The organism is Stenotrophomonas sp. CASM106 (assembly GCF_049384825.1).
In the GTDB taxonomy this organism is placed as follows: domain Bacteria; phylum Pseudomonadota; class Gammaproteobacteria; order Xanthomonadales; family Xanthomonadaceae; genus Stenotrophomonas; species Stenotrophomonas muris.
This window is the reverse complement of record NZ_JBMRFS010000005.1, coordinates 258723-273337: the sequence shown is the minus strand read 5'-3', so window position 1 is coordinate 273337 and position 14615 is coordinate 258723. Positions and strand designations below refer to the sequence as shown.

At 68.7% G+C, this 14615-nt stretch carries 10 protein-coding genes; 5 read left to right on the top strand and 5 right to left on the bottom strand.

Going from position 1 to position 14615, the window contains the following annotated elements; translation table 11 throughout:
- The first annotated feature begins 91 nt into the window (after positions 1–91).
- Genes ttcA through VG556_RS14415 form a run of 3 tightly spaced genes read left to right on the top strand, consistent with a single transcriptional unit; the run spans position 92 to position 2793 of the window.
- Positions 92–1012: a tRNA 2-thiocytidine(32) synthetase TtcA gene (ttcA, locus tag VG556_RS14425; RefSeq protein ID WP_032962383.1), complete on the top strand. Its 921-nt coding sequence runs from the start codon at positions 92–94 to the stop codon at positions 1010–1012.
- A gap of 36 nt (positions 1013–1048) precedes the next feature.
- Positions 1049–1954, top strand: coding sequence for a recombination-associated protein RdgC (locus VG556_RS14420; protein ID WP_005411825.1), 906 nt, complete (start codon positions 1049–1051; stop codon positions 1952–1954).
- Between the two features lie 59 nt (positions 1955–2013).
- Positions 2014–2793 (top strand): M48 family metallopeptidase, encoded by a 780-nt coding sequence (locus VG556_RS14415; protein ID WP_032962385.1) that lies wholly within the window; start codon positions 2014–2016, stop codon positions 2791–2793.
- A gap of 325 nt (positions 2794–3118) precedes the next feature.
- Here VG556_RS14415 and VG556_RS14410 read toward each other — a convergent pair whose 3' ends face one another.
- Entirely contained in the window at positions 3119–3985 is an 867-nt protein-coding gene (locus VG556_RS14410) for a methylglyoxal synthase (RefSeq protein ID WP_032962387.1), read from the bottom strand.
- A 166-nt stretch (positions 3986–4151) separates the two neighbouring features.
- Here VG556_RS14410 and VG556_RS14405 point away from each other — a divergent pair, with 166 nt between their 5' ends.
- Positions 4152–6560, top strand: coding sequence for an ATP-binding protein (locus tag VG556_RS14405; protein ID WP_100450853.1), 2409 nt, complete (start codon positions 4152–4154; stop codon positions 6558–6560).
- Here the strand turns inward: VG556_RS14405 and VG556_RS14400 are convergent.
- The 3 genes from VG556_RS14400 to VG556_RS14390 form a co-directional block, all read right to left on the bottom strand.
- The gene (locus VG556_RS14400; protein WP_032962391.1) at positions 6546–7991 is read right to left on the bottom strand and encodes an FAD-dependent oxidoreductase; all 1446 of its coding nucleotides are present in this window, start codon (positions 7989–7991) and stop codon (positions 6546–6548) included. The genes VG556_RS14405 and VG556_RS14400 overlap by 15 nt on opposite strands.
- Before the next feature lie 61 nt (positions 7992–8052).
- Positions 8053–12507: a glutamate synthase large subunit gene (gene gltB / locus VG556_RS14395; RefSeq protein ID WP_100450854.1), complete on the bottom strand. Its 4455-nt coding sequence runs from the start codon at positions 12505–12507 to the stop codon at positions 8053–8055.
- Between the two features lie 174 nt (positions 12508–12681).
- Positions 12682–13071, bottom strand: a complete 390-nt coding sequence (locus VG556_RS14390; protein ID WP_014035471.1) for an I78 family peptidase inhibitor — start codon at positions 13069–13071, stop codon at positions 12682–12684.
- Positions 13072–13182: 111 nt separating this feature from the next.
- Here VG556_RS14390 and VG556_RS14385 point away from each other — a divergent pair, with 111 nt between their 5' ends.
- Positions 13183–14241 carry a DNA topoisomerase IB gene (locus tag VG556_RS14385; RefSeq protein ID WP_014645460.1) on the top strand — a complete coding sequence of 353 codons (1059 nt, stop codon included), beginning with the start codon at positions 13183–13185 and terminating at the stop codon, positions 14239–14241.
- Here VG556_RS14385 and VG556_RS14380 read toward each other — a convergent pair.
- Positions 14229–14537, bottom strand: coding sequence for a hypothetical protein (locus tag VG556_RS14380; RefSeq protein WP_014645461.1), 309 nt, complete (start codon positions 14535–14537; stop codon positions 14229–14231). The two genes, VG556_RS14385 and VG556_RS14380, sit on opposite strands and share 13 nt — an antisense overlap.
- Positions 14538–14615: the final 78 nt, after the last annotated feature.

The following is a 14615-nucleotide window of genomic DNA, read 5'->3' as shown; positions in this document are numbered from 1 at the left end:
AGCCTCCGAGCATACACAGCGATGATGACCGCCGGGAGAGGGGAATCCCGATCCCCGGCCGGGGCGGCTCCGAGCCGTTAGAATGGAACCCATGAGTGCCGTGATTTCCCTTCCCGATCCCCCACCGCGCGCCGCCCGCGATCCGCGCGTGGCCGAGCGCGAGCAGCACAAGCTGGCCAAGCGCCTGCGCCGCCAGGTCGGCGAGGCGATTGCCGACTTCGGCATGATCGAGGCCGGCGACAAGGTCATGGTGTGCCTGTCCGGCGGCAAGGACAGCTACACCCTGCTGGACGTGCTGCTGCAGCTGCAGAAGAAGGCGCCAGTGCCGTTCGAGCTGGTGGCGGTGAACCTGGACCAGAAGCAGCCGGACTTCCCCGAGCACGTGCTGCCGGAATACCTGGCAGGCCTGGGCGTGCCGTACCACATCATCGAGCAGGACACCTATTCGGTGGTCAGCCGGGTCATCCCGGAGGGCAAGACCATGTGTTCGCTGTGCTCGCGCCTGCGTCGTGGCGCGCTGTACAACTACGCCGAGACCCACGGCTTCACCAAGATCGCGCTGGGCCACCACCGCGACGACATGGTGGCCACGTTCTTCATGAACCTGTTCCACCACGCCAAGCTGTCGGGCATGCCGCCGAAGCTGCGCAGCGACGACGGCAGGCACGTGGTGATCCGGCCGCTGGCCTACGTGCGCGAGAGTGACATCGTCGAGTACGCGCAGGCACGCCGGTTCCCGATCATTCCCTGCAACCTGTGCGGCAGCCAGGAGAACCTGCAGCGCCGCCAGGTCGGCCTGATGCTGAAGCAATGGGAAAAGGACCACCCGGGCCGCATCGAGCAGATCGCGCGCGCCATGGGTGAAGTCCGGCCCTCGCAGCTGGCCGACACCACCCTGTTCGACTTCATGGCGCTGGGCCGTCGCGACGACGCGCCGCTGCCCGACGCCCATGCCTGGCTGGCCGGCTCCCCGGCCGACGCCGACGCAGATCCCGAGACGCCCACCGTTTAAGGTCGGGCGCCCTTCCTCTTCGCCATCCGGAATTCCATGTTCTTTCGCAACCTGACGTTCTTCCGTTTCCCGACCACCACCGATTTTTCCGAAGTCGACACCCTGCTGCCGCACGCCCTGCTGAAGCCGGTCGGCGCGCTGGAAATGAATTCGCGCGGCTTCATCTCGCCGTTCGGCCGCGAGGAAAAGGAACTGCTCTCCCACCGCATCGCCGAACACCTGTGGCTGACCGTGGGCGGCGAGGACAAGATCCTGCCGGCGGCGGTGGTCAACGACCTGCTCGAGCGCAAGCTGGAGGAGATCGAGGAGAAGGAAGGCCGCCGCCCGGGTGGCCGCGAGCGCAAGCGGATGAAGGACGACCTGCTGCATGAACTGCTGCCGCGCGCCTTCGTGAAGTCCTCGCGCAATGATGCCTTCATCGACCTGCAGCACGGCTACGTGGCGGTGGATACCTCCAGCCGCAAGACCGGCGAGTACTTCATGTCCGACATCCGCGGCCTGCTCGGCAGCTTCCCGGCGATGCCGCTGAACGCCGAAGTCGCACCGCGTTCGATCCTGACCGGCTGGATCGCCGGCGAGCCGCTGCCGACCGGGCTGAGCCTGGGCGAAGAGTGCGAGATGAAGGATCCGGTGGAAGGCGGCGCCGTGGTCAAGTGCCAGCACCAGGAACTGCGCTGCGACGAGATCGACAAGCATCTGGACGCCGGCAAGCAGGTGACCAAGCTGGCGCTGATCTTCGAGGACAACCTGTCCTTCGTGATCGGCGACGACCTGATCGTGCGCAAGCTGAAGTTCCTCGACGGCGCACTGGACCAGCTGGAGCATGCCGACGAAGACGGCCGCCGCGCCGAGTTCGACGCCCGCTTCGCCCTGCAGAGCGCCGAGATCCGCCGTCTGTTCCTGTTGCTGGAAGAAGCGTTCAAGCTCAGCAAGGCTGACTGAACAGGCACCCTGTGGGCCGCCGGTCATCCGGCGGCCCGAAGCAGCGCTATGCTGGGCGCATGAGCCGTCTGCTGCGCCGCCTGATCAGCCCGACCCCGCCCGCTACCGTGCAGCGCGACACCGTTCGCCTGCGCCTGGAGGATGCCGAGATCGAGGTGCTGCGCGTGCGCGATCCGCGCGCGCGCCGGATCAAGCTGAGCGTGGACGAGCGCGGCGCACGGTTGACGCTGCCGCCGCGGGCCAGCCTGGTGATGGGCGAGCGATTCCTGGAACAGCACCGCGACTGGTTGGCGCTGCAGCTGCGCCAGTACCAGAGCCAGGGCCTGCCCGCCCCGTTGCAGCCGGGCGAGGACGGCGTGCTGCCACTGCGCGGCGACCTGTTGCCGCTGCGCTGGCAGGAAGGCCGCTATGCGCGGCTGGAGATCGACGAACACGGCGCCTGCGTGCAGTGGCCGACCCGTGCCGGCGATGCCACCCTGCGCCGCCTGCTGCGCGAGTTCTACGAAGCACAGACCCGCGCCGATGTCGGCCGCTGGCTGCCGAAGTACCTGCCCACCCTGCCACGTGCACCCAGCCGCCTGCGGCTGAAGGTGATGTCTTCGCAGTGGGGCTCGCTGGCGCCGGACGGCAGCATGGCACTGGACCTGGCCCTGGTGCTCGGTCGTCCGGAAGCGTTCGAGTACGTGCTGGTGCATGAACTCTGCCACCTGATCCAGCCGAATCATTCGCCCGCGTTCTGGCACGAAGTGGAACAACGTTTCCCCGCGTGGCGCGAGCAGCGCGACTACTTCCAGCTGGAAGGGCGCAGGCTGAAGGCGATGCTTCGCCAGCTGCTGTAGAGCTGAGCCGATGCTCGGCTGACGCGCGTGGCGCGGATATCCAGCCCTCGCGATCGACAGCAGCCGAGCATGGCTCGGCTCTACAAAAGCGCGCGCAGCGCGCGACCCGCTCCTGCTCTTCCTTCTTTCTTCCGTGATGGGCACACAGGAAACTGTCCGTGGCCGGGCGGGGTGGGTTGCGCAGGGGCGTGAGCCGCATGGATGCGGCGACCGAGCTTACAAGGACGTACTTGCAGCGACCCCTGCGCAATCCACCCCGCCCGGCAGAGCACGGCTTCTGATTTGAACGACCCACCACGAGGGGCTCAGCCGTTGGCCGAAACCCTCACCCCGCCCGCAACGCCGCCGCTGCCGCCCAGCGTGCCGCCACCCGCGGCGCCGTGATGCACACCGCCTGGTCGGTCACCGTCGTCACCGCGCGCTCCAGCAGCTGGATATCGGCCTCGTGCTGGCGTGCCACATGCGGGTCCTCGAAGAAGATCGCGCGCTGGCAGCGCCCCTCCAGCACGCGGTCGGCAATCTGTGCATCGCCGCCCATCGGGCCACTCTGGTAACGCGTCACCCACGGCGTATCGCTGGGCCAACCCCGGCTCCAGGCCAGCTCGTTCAAGCGCTGCCCGGTGGTGCCCGTCGCAACGCGTTGGCCAAACCGGGCCAGCACATCGAAGTACTCGTCAGCGAAGGCCAGCATCGCCGGCTTCATCGCATCATGCGCGATCAGCGCCAGCGTCTGCCCCTGGAAAGCATGCAGGTCGTCGGCACCGGTGTCGGCAGCCAGCCCGGCGTGGATGCGCTCCACCTCGATCCAGTCGCGTGCAGTGGCCACGGTTGAAATGAACGGCTTGCCGTGGATCACGCACTGCCGCTTGAGCGCGGTTGCTTCCGGAAACACCGAGGACGGATCGACCGGGTCGATCAGGTAGATCGCACCGTCCAGTGTCCGCTCCGGCCCCATGCCGACCACCTCGGCCACCAGCTTCATCAGGCCTCCCTCGCGCCCGTAGGGATACCGGTGCAGGCCGCCGTAGCCGGCCAGGAATCCCTGCCGTTCGATCGCATCGTGGGTGCGCCCGACCGCATGCAGTGACACCCCCAGTTCGCGCAAGCCTGCCTCGCTGGCACGCAGCCAGCGGAACAGCGCCGCGCGCGCATCGTGGTGATGGAGACGGTTGGCGGCCAGGCCGATACGCATCGAGCGCTCCGTAGGACGGGTAGAAGCGGCAGTGTATGTCGGCATTCGCCGATGCGGATGCTTTTCCAATTTTTCTCATTGTGGCGGAAGCCTGCCTCGCTAGCGTGGCTGGCAGCGGTACCGCTGCGCGGCCGTGGTTCCTGCCCGCGAAATGAGGACGTCTACCGTGAATGTCGCCGGCCGCCGCGCCGTCGCCGCCGTCATGGCATCGCTGTTGCTGCCCGGTATCGCCGCTGCATCCGGTTGTACGGGCCCCCTGCAGGTGGCATGGCGCTCCGACCGGCCGCCCCTGTCATACAGCCAGCAGGGCGAGGTTGCGGGACTGGCCGCGGATTACCTGCCGCTGCTGGGCATGCAGGCGGCGCAGCATGCGAAGCCGTTGCCTGCGACGGTACTTACCGAGGGAGCACTGCCGGCCGGCACCCAGGTGCTGCTGGGCTGGCCGCGCGCACAGCTGCCGGCAGGCTGGGTGGCCAGCAGGGCCTACCTGGAGGTGCCGCAGGTGATCGTGCGGCGCGAGGGCGCCGCTGCGGTGCTGGGGCTGGAGGGCCTGCGTGGCCGCAGCGTGGCCAGCCCGGACCGGCTGCCGCTGGAGCCATTGCTGGCCGAGCAGGCCCCGGGGGCGCAGCTGCTGGCCCCTGCGCCGCTGGACCACGCGCTGTCACTGCTGCGTGCCGGGCTGGTCGACGCCGTGGTCGCCAATCTCGCTGAACTGGAGGCCGCGCTCCGCGCGGAGCCAGGTGATGCTGTGGTGATCGCGGCACCCGCAGGCTTCGGCGATGCACTGGTACTCGCGGCCGTGCCGGCCTGTGCCGAGGTGGTCGCTGCTTTCGACCAGCGGCTCCTGCAGGAGAGCGATGCACGTCGCGCGTCGAGCCGCAGCGCCTGGCTGCCGGACCGGCCACGCGCGCGGCTCACCGGTTCGGCGCTGCGCTGGCTGGTGCCGGCGTCGCTGATCCTGCTCGCGCTCGTGCTGCTGCATGCCTTCGGCTACTGGCGCGTGCATCGCGAGAGCGTGCGTCGCCGCGTGCTGGAGCAGCGGTTGCACGACGTCACCGCGAACCTGCCGGCGGTGGTCTACCAGGCCCGCCGTTCGGCAACCGGCCACTACAGCCTGGCGCAGATCGCCGGTGACGTGCAGGCGTTGTTCGGCGTAAGCGTGGAGACTGCGCGGATCGACCATCTGCAACTGCTGGCCGCGGTGCATGCCGACGACCGCAGCCGGGTGATGGCGTGCATCGAAGCGGCCGCGCTGGTGCGCGGTCCCATCGACGTTACGTTCCGCACCCGGTCGGCGCAGGGTTGGCGCTGGGTCCGCTCACAGGGACGACCGCTGCAGTGCGATGACAGCAGCGTGGAGTGGAGCGGCTACTGGTTGGATGTCAGTGAAGCACAGGCGCGTGCAGTAGCGCTGGCCGAGGCGCGCCGCGCGGCCGAGCAGGCGGCGCTGGCCAAGAGCCATTTCCTGGCGACCATGAGCCACCAGATCCGCACGCCGATGAGTACCCTGCTGGGCATGCTGGAGCGATTGGCTGCCAGTGACCTGGATGCGGGCCAGCGGCAGGTGCTGACCACCGTGGGTGATGCCGCGCAGATGCTGCGGCAGATCCTGGACGATGTGCTGCACAGCCAGCGCCTGCAGCCAGCGCCACTGCAGCTGCGGCCGACCGACCTTGCGGCGCTGGTGCGCGCGGTGCAGCAGCTGTTGATGCCCGTCGCGGCCAGCCGCGGCCTGCACCTGCACAGCGAGATCGACCCCATGCTGCAGCAGTGGTCGCTGGCCGATGGGCTGCGCCTGCGCCAGGTCCTGTTCAACCTGGCCGGTAATGCACTCAAGTTCACTCTGCAGGGAAGCGTGGTGCTGCAGGTCCATGTGCTGCAGCAGCGCGATGGCGGGCAGCGGTTGCGCCTGCAGGTGACCGATACGGGCGTGGGCATCAGCATGGAGCGGCAACAGGCGGTATTCGCTGCCTACGAGCAGGCCGAGACCTCGACCACGCGCCGCTTTGGTGGCAGTGGGCTGGGCCTGTCGATCTGCCGCGAGCTGGCGGCATCGATGGGGGGCCAGCTGCACCTGCGCAGCGCGCCGGGCAAGGGAACCACCGTATGGCTGGAACTGGTGCTGGCGGCCTGTGCGGCACCGACGGTGGTACCGGTGCTCACGACGGCCGTGCAACGGCCGCTGCCGCCGGCGCGGGCACTGGTTGTTGAAGACCATCCGACCAACCTGCAGTTGCTGGTACAGCGCCTGCGCGAGCTGGGGCTGCAGGTACACGCCTGCGACGACGGCCAGCAGGCATGGGAGGCCTGGCAGGCGCAGCCCTTTGATCTGGTCATCACCGACTGCCATATGCCGCACATGGACGGCTTCGCGCTGGCACGGGCGATCCGTGGCGATACCTGCACCATCCGTGCGCAGGTGCCGATCGTCGCGCTGACTGCCAGTGTGCTGGAACGCACGCGCGAGGCCTGCCGTGATGCGGGCATCGACCATTTCCTGGCCAAGCCGGTGGCGCCGTGCGAACTGCGCGCGCTGCTGGAGGAGCTGCTGTTGCCGGACTCAGTGCGCCAGTAGGCGGACGATGCTGGCAGCGGCGTCGCGGCCTTCGGCCACGGCGGTCACCACCAGGTCTGCACCGCGTACCGCGTCGCCACCGGCGAACAGGCGTGGATGCGCGGTCTGGAACGGCAGGCGGTCCTTGCCCCCGGCGACGATGCGGCCGTTGGGCTGGCCTTCCACCCCCAGGTCCGCCAGCCACGCCGGCACGCTCGGCGAGAAGCCGAAGGCGATGATCACCACGTCCGCTTCCAGCAGGGATTCACTGCCTTCGATCGGCACGGCGTTCTGGCGGCCATTGGCATCGGGTTCGCCCAGCCGGGTTTCGACCACGGTCACGCCGATCACTTCATCGTCGGCGCCGGCTTCGATCGACAGCGGCTGGCGGTTGAACAGGAAGCGCACGCCCTCTTCGCGCGCATTGGCCACTTCGCGAGCGCTGCCGGGCATGTTGGCTTCGTCGCGCCGGTAGGCGCAGGTGACCTTGGCCGCGCCGAGGCGCACCGCGCTGCGCACGCAGTCCATGCCGGTATCGCCACCACCGAGCACCACCACCCGCTTGCCGTTGAGGTCGGGCAGGGCGATGGTGTCTTCCCAGCCGGCAATCGGCCGGCCCTTCGGGTCATCGCCGCCGACGATGCGGCTGTTCTGCACCAGGAACGGCAGCGCCGGCAGCACGCCCTTCAGGTCCTGGCCGTCGAGGCCACCATCGGTGTAGCGGTAGGCGCCGGTACCGATGAACACCGCATCGTGGGTGTCCAGCAGCTGCTGCACGCTGAGGTCGCGGCCGATCTCCACGCCGAGGCGGAACTGCACGCCCATGCCCTCCAGCACGTCGCGGCGCCGGTGGATCACGTCCTTGTCCAGCTTGAAGCTGGGAATGCCGAACTGCAGCAGGCCGCCGATCTGCTCGTAGCGGTCGTAGACCACCGCGGCAATGCCGGCGCGGGCCAGGCGGTCGGCGCACGCCAGGCCGGCGGGACCGGCCCCGATCACCGCAACGCTGCGGCCGGTCGGCTGCACCGCGCCCAGGTCAGGGCGCCAGCCGCTGGCCAGCGCGGTATCGACGATGTACTTCTCCACCGCACCGATGGTGACCGCACCGAACTCTTCCAGCGTGCAGCTGCCCTCGCACAGGCGATCCTGCGGGCAGACCCGGCCGCACACCTCCGGCAGCGGGTTGGTGCTGTGGCACAGCGTGGCGGCTTCGTGGATGCGGTTCTCCTGCACCAGCTGCAGCCACTGCGGAATGGCGTTGTGCACCGGGCACTTCCAGCTGCAGTACGGGTTGCCGCAGTCCAGGCAGCGGCCCGCCTGGTACTGGGCGTCCTCCTTGCCGAATTTTCCGTACAGCTCGCCCCAGTCGCCGGACGTGCGCAGTTCCACCGGGATGCGCTGCGGCATGGTGCGGGGCAGGTCGAGGAACTGGAAGGCGTGCTTGCGGCTCATGGCGGGCTCTGGAATGCGAGGGGGAACGTTGCCGGCCAGCGGCCAGCACTACCGGAAAACATCACGCGGCGCGTCGCAGGGTTTCGGTCAGCGACTCGATGCTGGCGGCCTTGGGTTTGACCAGCCAGAACTTGCCGATGTAATCGCGGAACTCGTCCAGGATCTGCTGTGCCCAGATGCTGCCGGTCAGCTCGCGATGGCGGCCGATCAGGCGGTGCAGGTGCTGGCGGTAGTTCTCGAAGCCTTCGGCGGACACGCGATGGATGTCGATCAGCTCGTGGTTGTAGCGGTCGACGAAATCACGGTCCACGTCCAGTACGTAGGCCAGGCCGCCGGTGAAGCCGGCGCCGAAGTTCAGCCCGACCTTGCCCAGCACCAGCACCACGCCATCGGTCATGTACTCGCAGCAGTGGTCACCGGCACCTTCGACCACGGCCAGTGCGCCGGAATTGCGCACCGCGAAGCGCTCGCCGGCGCGGCCGGCAGCGAACAGCTCACCGCCGGTGGCACCGTACAGGCAGGTGTTGCCGATGATGGCGGTGCTGCGTGCCTCGAAGCGCGCGCCACGCGGCGGCCGCACCACCAGCCGGCCGCCAGCCATGCCCTTGCCGACGTAATCGTTGGCTTCGCCTTCCACTTCCAGGTGCAGGCCACCGACATTGAAGGCGCCGAAGCTCTGCCCGGCGCTGCCACGGAAGCGCAGTTCCAGCGGTGCCTCGGCCATGCCCTGGTTGCCGTGCGCGCGTGCCACCGCACCCGCCAGGCGGGCACCGATGCTGCGGTCGGTGTTGTGGATCAGGAAGCGATGCTCGCCGCCGCGCTTGTGCTCGATGGCCGGGGCCAGCAGGCCATCCATCTGCGTGGCCAGGCTGTCCGGCGATTCGTACAGGCGCTGCGCGGCGCAGTGGCTGCCCTCGTAGCGGCTGTCGGCCAGCAGGCGCGACAGGTCCACGCGCACGCCGTCGCGCGGCGCGGATTCGATCTGGCGCAGCAGGTCGGTACGGCCGACGATCTCTTCCAGCGAACGCGCGCCCAGGTAGGACAGCCAGCCACGCACTTCTTCGGCCAGCAGCCGGAAGAAGTTCTCCACGCGCTCGGGCTGCCCGGTGAAGTGGTTCTCGCGCAGGCGCTCGTCCTGGGTGGCCACGCCGGTGGCACAGTTGTTGAGGTGACAGATGCGCAGGTACTTGCAGCCCAGCACGATCATCGGCGCGGTGCCGAAGCCGAAGCTGTCGGCGCCCAGCAATGCGGCCTTGACCACGTCCAGCCCGGTCTTCAGGCCGCCATCGGTCTGCAGCAGGGTACGGCCGCGCAGGTCGTTGGCGAGCAGCGCTTGGTGCGCCTCGGCCACGCCCAGCTCCCACGGCACGCCGGCATAGCGGATCGAGCTGACCGGCGAGGCACCGGTGCCGCCATCATGGCCGGAGATGGTGATCAGGTCCGCACCGGCCTTGACCACGCCCGCCGCAATCGTTCCGACGCCGGCATGGCTGACCAGCTTCACCGACACCAGCGCGGTCGGGTTGACCTGCTTGAGGTCGTAGATCAGCTGCGCCAGGTCCTCGATCGAATAGATGTCGTGATGCGGCGGCGGCGAAATCAGACCGATGCCCGGGCGCGCATAGCGCAGCCGCGCGATCAGTTCGTTGACCTTGTGCCCGGGCAGCTGGCCACCCTCGCCGGGCTTGGCACCCTGCGCGACCTTGATCTGCAGCACCTCGGCATTGACCAGGTACTCGGCGGTCACGCCGAAGCGCCCGGAGGCCACCTGCTTGATCTTGCTGCGCCTGGCGGTGCCATAGCGTGCGGGGTCTTCACCGCCTTCGCCGGAATTGCTGCGGCCCCCCAGGCGATTCATCGCAATCGCCAGCGCTTCATGCGCTTCCGGTGACAGGGCGCCGAGGCTGATCGCCGCGGTATCGAAGCGCGGGAACAGTTCGCTGGCCGGGGCCACTTCATCGAGCGGTGCGGGCGTGGCGGCAGGGACCAGTTCCAGCAGGTCACGCAGTGCCGAGGGCGGGCGCGCATGCACCGCATCGCAGTACTGCTGCCAGGCACGCGGATCGCCGCTGCGCGCCGCGCGCTGCAGGGTGGTGACCACGTCCGGGTTGTACATGTGGTACTCGCCGCCGTGCACGTACTTCAGCAGGCCGCCGACATCCACGTCCTGCTGCGCGTCCCACGCCTGCGCGCACAGCTCGCGCGCGTCGGCATCCAGGCGCGCGAAACCCGCGCCACCGATGCGCGAGGCGGTATCCGGGAAGCACAGATCGACGACCTCCGGTTCCAGGCCGATGATCTCGAACAGCTGCGCGCCGCGGTAGCTGGCCACGGTACAGATGCCCATCTTCGAGATGATCTTCGACAGCCCCTTGTAGACGCCCTTGCGGTAGCGGCGGCCGATCTGCGACTGCTCACCGCCCTTGCTGAGCTTGAGGATGCCGCGGCGGCCCAGGTCGAACAGGGTCTGGTAGGCCAGGTACGGATACACCGCCGTGGCGCCGAAGCCGAGCAGGCAGGCCATGTGGTGCGGGTCGCGCGCGGTGCCGGTCTCGACGATGAGATTCACGTCGCAGCGCAGGCCCAGCCGCGAGAGGTGGTGGTGGATGGCGCTGGTGGCGAGCAGGGCATGCACCATCGGCCGCCCGGCCACCGGGTAGCGGTCGGACAGCAGCAGCATCACCATGCCTTCGCGCGCGGCCTGTTCGGCCTCGGCGCAGATGCGCTCGATGCCGGCACGCAGGCCCTCGTCTTCGCTGTAGGACAGGTCGAGCAGACGGTTGGCCTGCGCGTACTGGTCCATCTTCAGCAGCTGGCGCAGCTTGCGCTGGCTGAGCACCGGCGAATTGAGGATGACGTGGTTCACCGTCTCCGGACCGGCATGGAAGATGTTGGTCTCCTTGCCGAGCTGGGTGGACAGGGACATCGCGCAGTCTTCGCGCAGCGGATCGATCGGCGGGTTGGTGACCTGCGCGAAGGCCTGGCGGAAATAGTCGTACAGCGGGCGGCTGCGCTGGCTCAGCACCGCCATCGGCGTGTCGTCGCCCATCGAGCCGGTGGCTTCCTGCTCGGTCTCGGCCAGCGGCCGCAGCACCTGCTCCACTTCCTCGCTGCTGAGCTGGTACAGCTTGTGGTAGCTGCGCAGGGTGGCTTCGTCGAACGGCTCTTCCACCAGCGACGGGTCGATCAGTTCGGTCTGCAGGTAGGTCACGCCCTGCTGCAGCCACTGCTTGTAGGGCGCGCGGCCGCGGTTGATACGGTCGACCGCATCGGAGTCGAGCAGGTCGCCGCGCTTGAGGTCGATCGCGATCATTTCGCCGGGGCCGAGCTTGCCCTTGCGCACCACCCGCTCGGTGGGCACTTCCCACACGCCCGCTTCAGAGGCAACCAGGAAGTGGCGGTCGGCGGTCAGCATCCAGCGTGCCGGGCGCAGGCCGTTGCGGTCGAGGGTGCAGACGGCGTAGCGGCTGTCGCAGGCAACGATGCCGGCCGGGCCATCCCACGGCTCGCTGTTCAGGCCGTGGAACTCGTAGAACGCGGCCAGGTCCGGGTCCTTGAACTCCAGCGACTGGGTGGCCGGCGGCACCAGGATGCGCAGCGCCTGGATCAGCTCCATGCCACCGGCGACCATCAGTTCCAGCATGTTGTCCAGGCTCTGCGAGTCCGAGCCGTGCATGGAGATCACCGGGTCGAATTCGGCGATGTCGAAGCGCGGCGTCTTCCACACCTTGCTGCGCGCCTGGGCCCAGCGGCGGTTGCCTTCGATGGTGTTGATCTCGCCATTGTGGGCGAGCATCCGGAACGGGTGGGCAAGCGGCCAGCGCGGCAGCGTGTTGGTCGAGAAGCGCTGGTGGAACACGATCGCGCTGGAGGCCAGTTCGCGCCGCTGCAGGTCGGGATAGAAGCGGCTGAGCTTGTCCGGCAGCACCATGCCCTTGTAGCTGATCGCATCGGGGGCGAGGGTGGTGACGTAGAAATCAGCGTGATCGCGCAGCTGCTGCTCGCTGCGGCGACGGGCCAGGAACAGCGCCAGCGCGAAGCCGGCATCGTCCTGGCCGACACCGGCATCGACGAACACCTGTTCGATGCGCGGCAGGGTATCGCGCGCCAGCTGGCCGCAGACGCTGTCATCGGTGGGTACCTCGCGCCAGCCGGCGACCTTGCAGCCGACCGCTTCCACCTGCGCCTGCAGCTGGGAACGGCAGGCGTCGGCGGCCTCGGTGTCGTGCGGCAGGAACACCAGGCCGGCAGCGAAGCGCGCGGCGGTGGTGATGCCGGCTTCGCTGGCCAGCAGTTTCAGGAATGCATCGGGGCGGCGCAGCAGCAGGCCACAGCCATCGCCGGTCAGGCCATCGGCGGCGACGCCGCCACGGTGGGTCATGCGCGAAAGCGCGGCGATGGCGGTATCAACCAACAGGCGCGAAGGTTGATCGTCGAGCTGGGCGACCATGCCAAATCCACAGGCATCGCGCTCGGAGCGCGGGTCGTAAAGCCCTTGGCGGTTGCGGGGGGCCATCTCTACCTCGATGCGTATAGGGTTGGCGGCGACACTCGTCCCCGCTCATTCCCTGGAGCGCATCGTGAGGCCACCGGATGCCTCGACTAGATCACAGGTTGCTGCAGCGCCGCAATACACGGTTGCAGGTGCAACAGAACGCGCCGGCAACCCCGTGCCGGCGCGGGGTCGCCCTCAGCCGCAGCGCACGCCGCTGACCAGGCCCTTGTCGTCCACTTCGATGTTCAGGCGGTCGCCGAGGAATTCCATCGTGGCCACGTCGTTGGGCTTCATGACGCGCAGCTGGTGGGCACCGGCATCTTCCTGCGCCTGCTTGCCCAGCGCGTCGGCGTAGGCCTGGCCGACCAGGCTCTGCACCTGGCTGGCATCGCAGGTGCCGACCGGCGGTGCCTCGGTGGCCTTGCCGGCTTCGTCGGCCGGTGCCTTGGCGGCTTCGGCAGCCTGCTGGGCATGGGCCGTGGCCGAATCCTGTTCATCCAGCGCCGGTGCCTGGCAGGCGGTCAGGGCCAGCACGGCCGGCAGCAGCAGGGCGGAGAGCGAACGGGCGCGAATCGGGAACGACATCATGACTCCGGAAGGGATTGTGAAAGCCCGAGCATAGCGGCGAACCGATCCTCACGTGTTTGTCTTGTGTTATCGACAGGATCGCGGCAGCGCGGCAGCGACACTGCGCGCATGCCGACCCCCTCTACCCCCGAACGACAGGCCGCGCGCGCTGCGGGCCTGCGCTATGTCGATGACACCCAGCCGGGCATCAGCCGGCGCCGCGCCGGCAAGGGCTTCAGCTACCGCGATGCCGATGGCCATGCGGTGCGCGATGCCGCCACCCTGCAGCGCATCCGCGCGCTGGCGATTCCACCGGCCTATACCGCCGTATGGATCTGCGCCCACGCCAATGGCCATCTGCAGGCCACCGGCCGCGATGCCCGCGGGCGCAAGCAGTATCGCTACCACGCCGATTGGGCCGCAGTGCGCGACGCCGGCAAGTTCGACCGGGTGATCGCCTTTGGTGAAGCACTGCCCGCGCTGCGGCGCCGGCTCAGCCGCGATCTCAAGCACAGCGGCTTCCCCCGCGAAAAGGTGCTGGCGGTCGTGGTCGCGCTGCTGGCCGACACCCTGGTGCGGGTAGGCAATGAGTCCTATGCCAAGGAAAACAGATCCTTTGGCCTGACCACGCTGCGCAACCGGCACCTCGACCTGCTGCGCGGCGGGCGCGTACGGATGCGCTTCCGCGGCAAATCCGGGCAGCTGCACGAAGTGACGGTAGGTGACCGCCGGCTGGGCACGCTGGTGCGCGGCGTGCAGCAGTTGCCGGGCCAGGCGTTGTTCCAGTATCGCGACGACGACGGTGCCATCCAGCCGGTCGACTCCGGTGCGGTCAACGATTACCTGCGCGAGGTGATGGGCGAGGAATTCACCGCCAAGGATTTCCGCACCTGGGGCGGCACCCTGGCCGCGGTGCAAGCGTTCGCGGCCACCGAGTTGCCCGAACCGGCCAGCCAGCGTGCGCTGGCCAAGGTACAGCGTGAGGTGGTGTGCAAGGTGGCGACCCAGTTGGGTAATACCCCTGCGGTGTGCCGCAAGGCCTACATCGACCCCTGCGTGTTCGCCGGCTGGGAGCGCGGCGAACTGGCGGAACTGGCCGGCCTGCGTGGGCCGCGCCAGTGGGAACAGGCCACCCTGCGCGTGCTGCGCAGGGCGCGCCGGCTCAGCCGCAGACGTCAGCCGCAATAGATCGCGGTGATGTTGTTGGTGCGGCCCTTCTCGATGGTCAGGCGGTCACCGCCTTCGTGTGCCGGCGGCACGCGCGGGCCGTCATGGCGCAGCACCTGCACGTGCAGGCTGTCGCTGTCCACGCGCGCGCGCTCGACGGTTGCGGCGGAGGCGGCCAGGCCGAGCGCACCACGCACCCTGTCGCTGTGGCACTGGCCGGAAATCACGCCGTCGATCGGCTGCACCTGGGCTACCGGCGTGCTGCTGCAGGCGGCGAGGGCGAGACAGACGGCGGCGGTGGCGATGGCATGCTTCATGGAAGGGTTCCTTGGTGTGGTTGCGTGCAGCGTGCGACGGCGCACGTGGTGGCGGAATGAACACCGTGCACATCGTGG

Coding starts and splice junctions, on each gene's coding strand:
- VG556_RS14400 (WP_032962391.1), bottom strand. CDS start 7,991: ATGAGCCGCAAGCACGCCTTCCAGTTCCTCGACCTGCCCCGCACCATG.
- VG556_RS14410 (WP_032962387.1), bottom strand. CDS start 3,985: ATGCGTATCGGCCTGGCCGCCAACCGTCTCCATCACCACGATGCGCGC.
- ttcA (WP_032962383.1), top strand. CDS start 92: ATGAGTGCCGTGATTTCCCTTCCCGATCCCCCACCGCGCGCCGCCCGC.
- VG556_RS14420 (WP_005411825.1), top strand. CDS start 1,049: ATGTTCTTTCGCAACCTGACGTTCTTCCGTTTCCCGACCACCACCGAT.
- VG556_RS14385 (WP_014645460.1), top strand. CDS start 13,183: ATGCCGACCCCCTCTACCCCCGAACGACAGGCCGCGCGCGCTGCGGGC.
- gltB (WP_100450854.1), bottom strand. CDS start 12,507: ATGGCCCCCCGCAACCGCCAAGGGCTTTACGACCCGCGCTCCGAGCGC.
- VG556_RS14380 (WP_014645461.1), bottom strand. CDS start 14,537: ATGAAGCATGCCATCGCCACCGCCGCCGTCTGTCTCGCCCTCGCCGCC.
- VG556_RS14415 (WP_032962385.1), top strand. CDS start 2,014: ATGAGCCGTCTGCTGCGCCGCCTGATCAGCCCGACCCCGCCCGCTACC.
- VG556_RS14390 (WP_014035471.1), bottom strand. CDS start 13,071: ATGTCGTTCCCGATTCGCGCCCGTTCGCTCTCCGCCCTGCTGCTGCCG.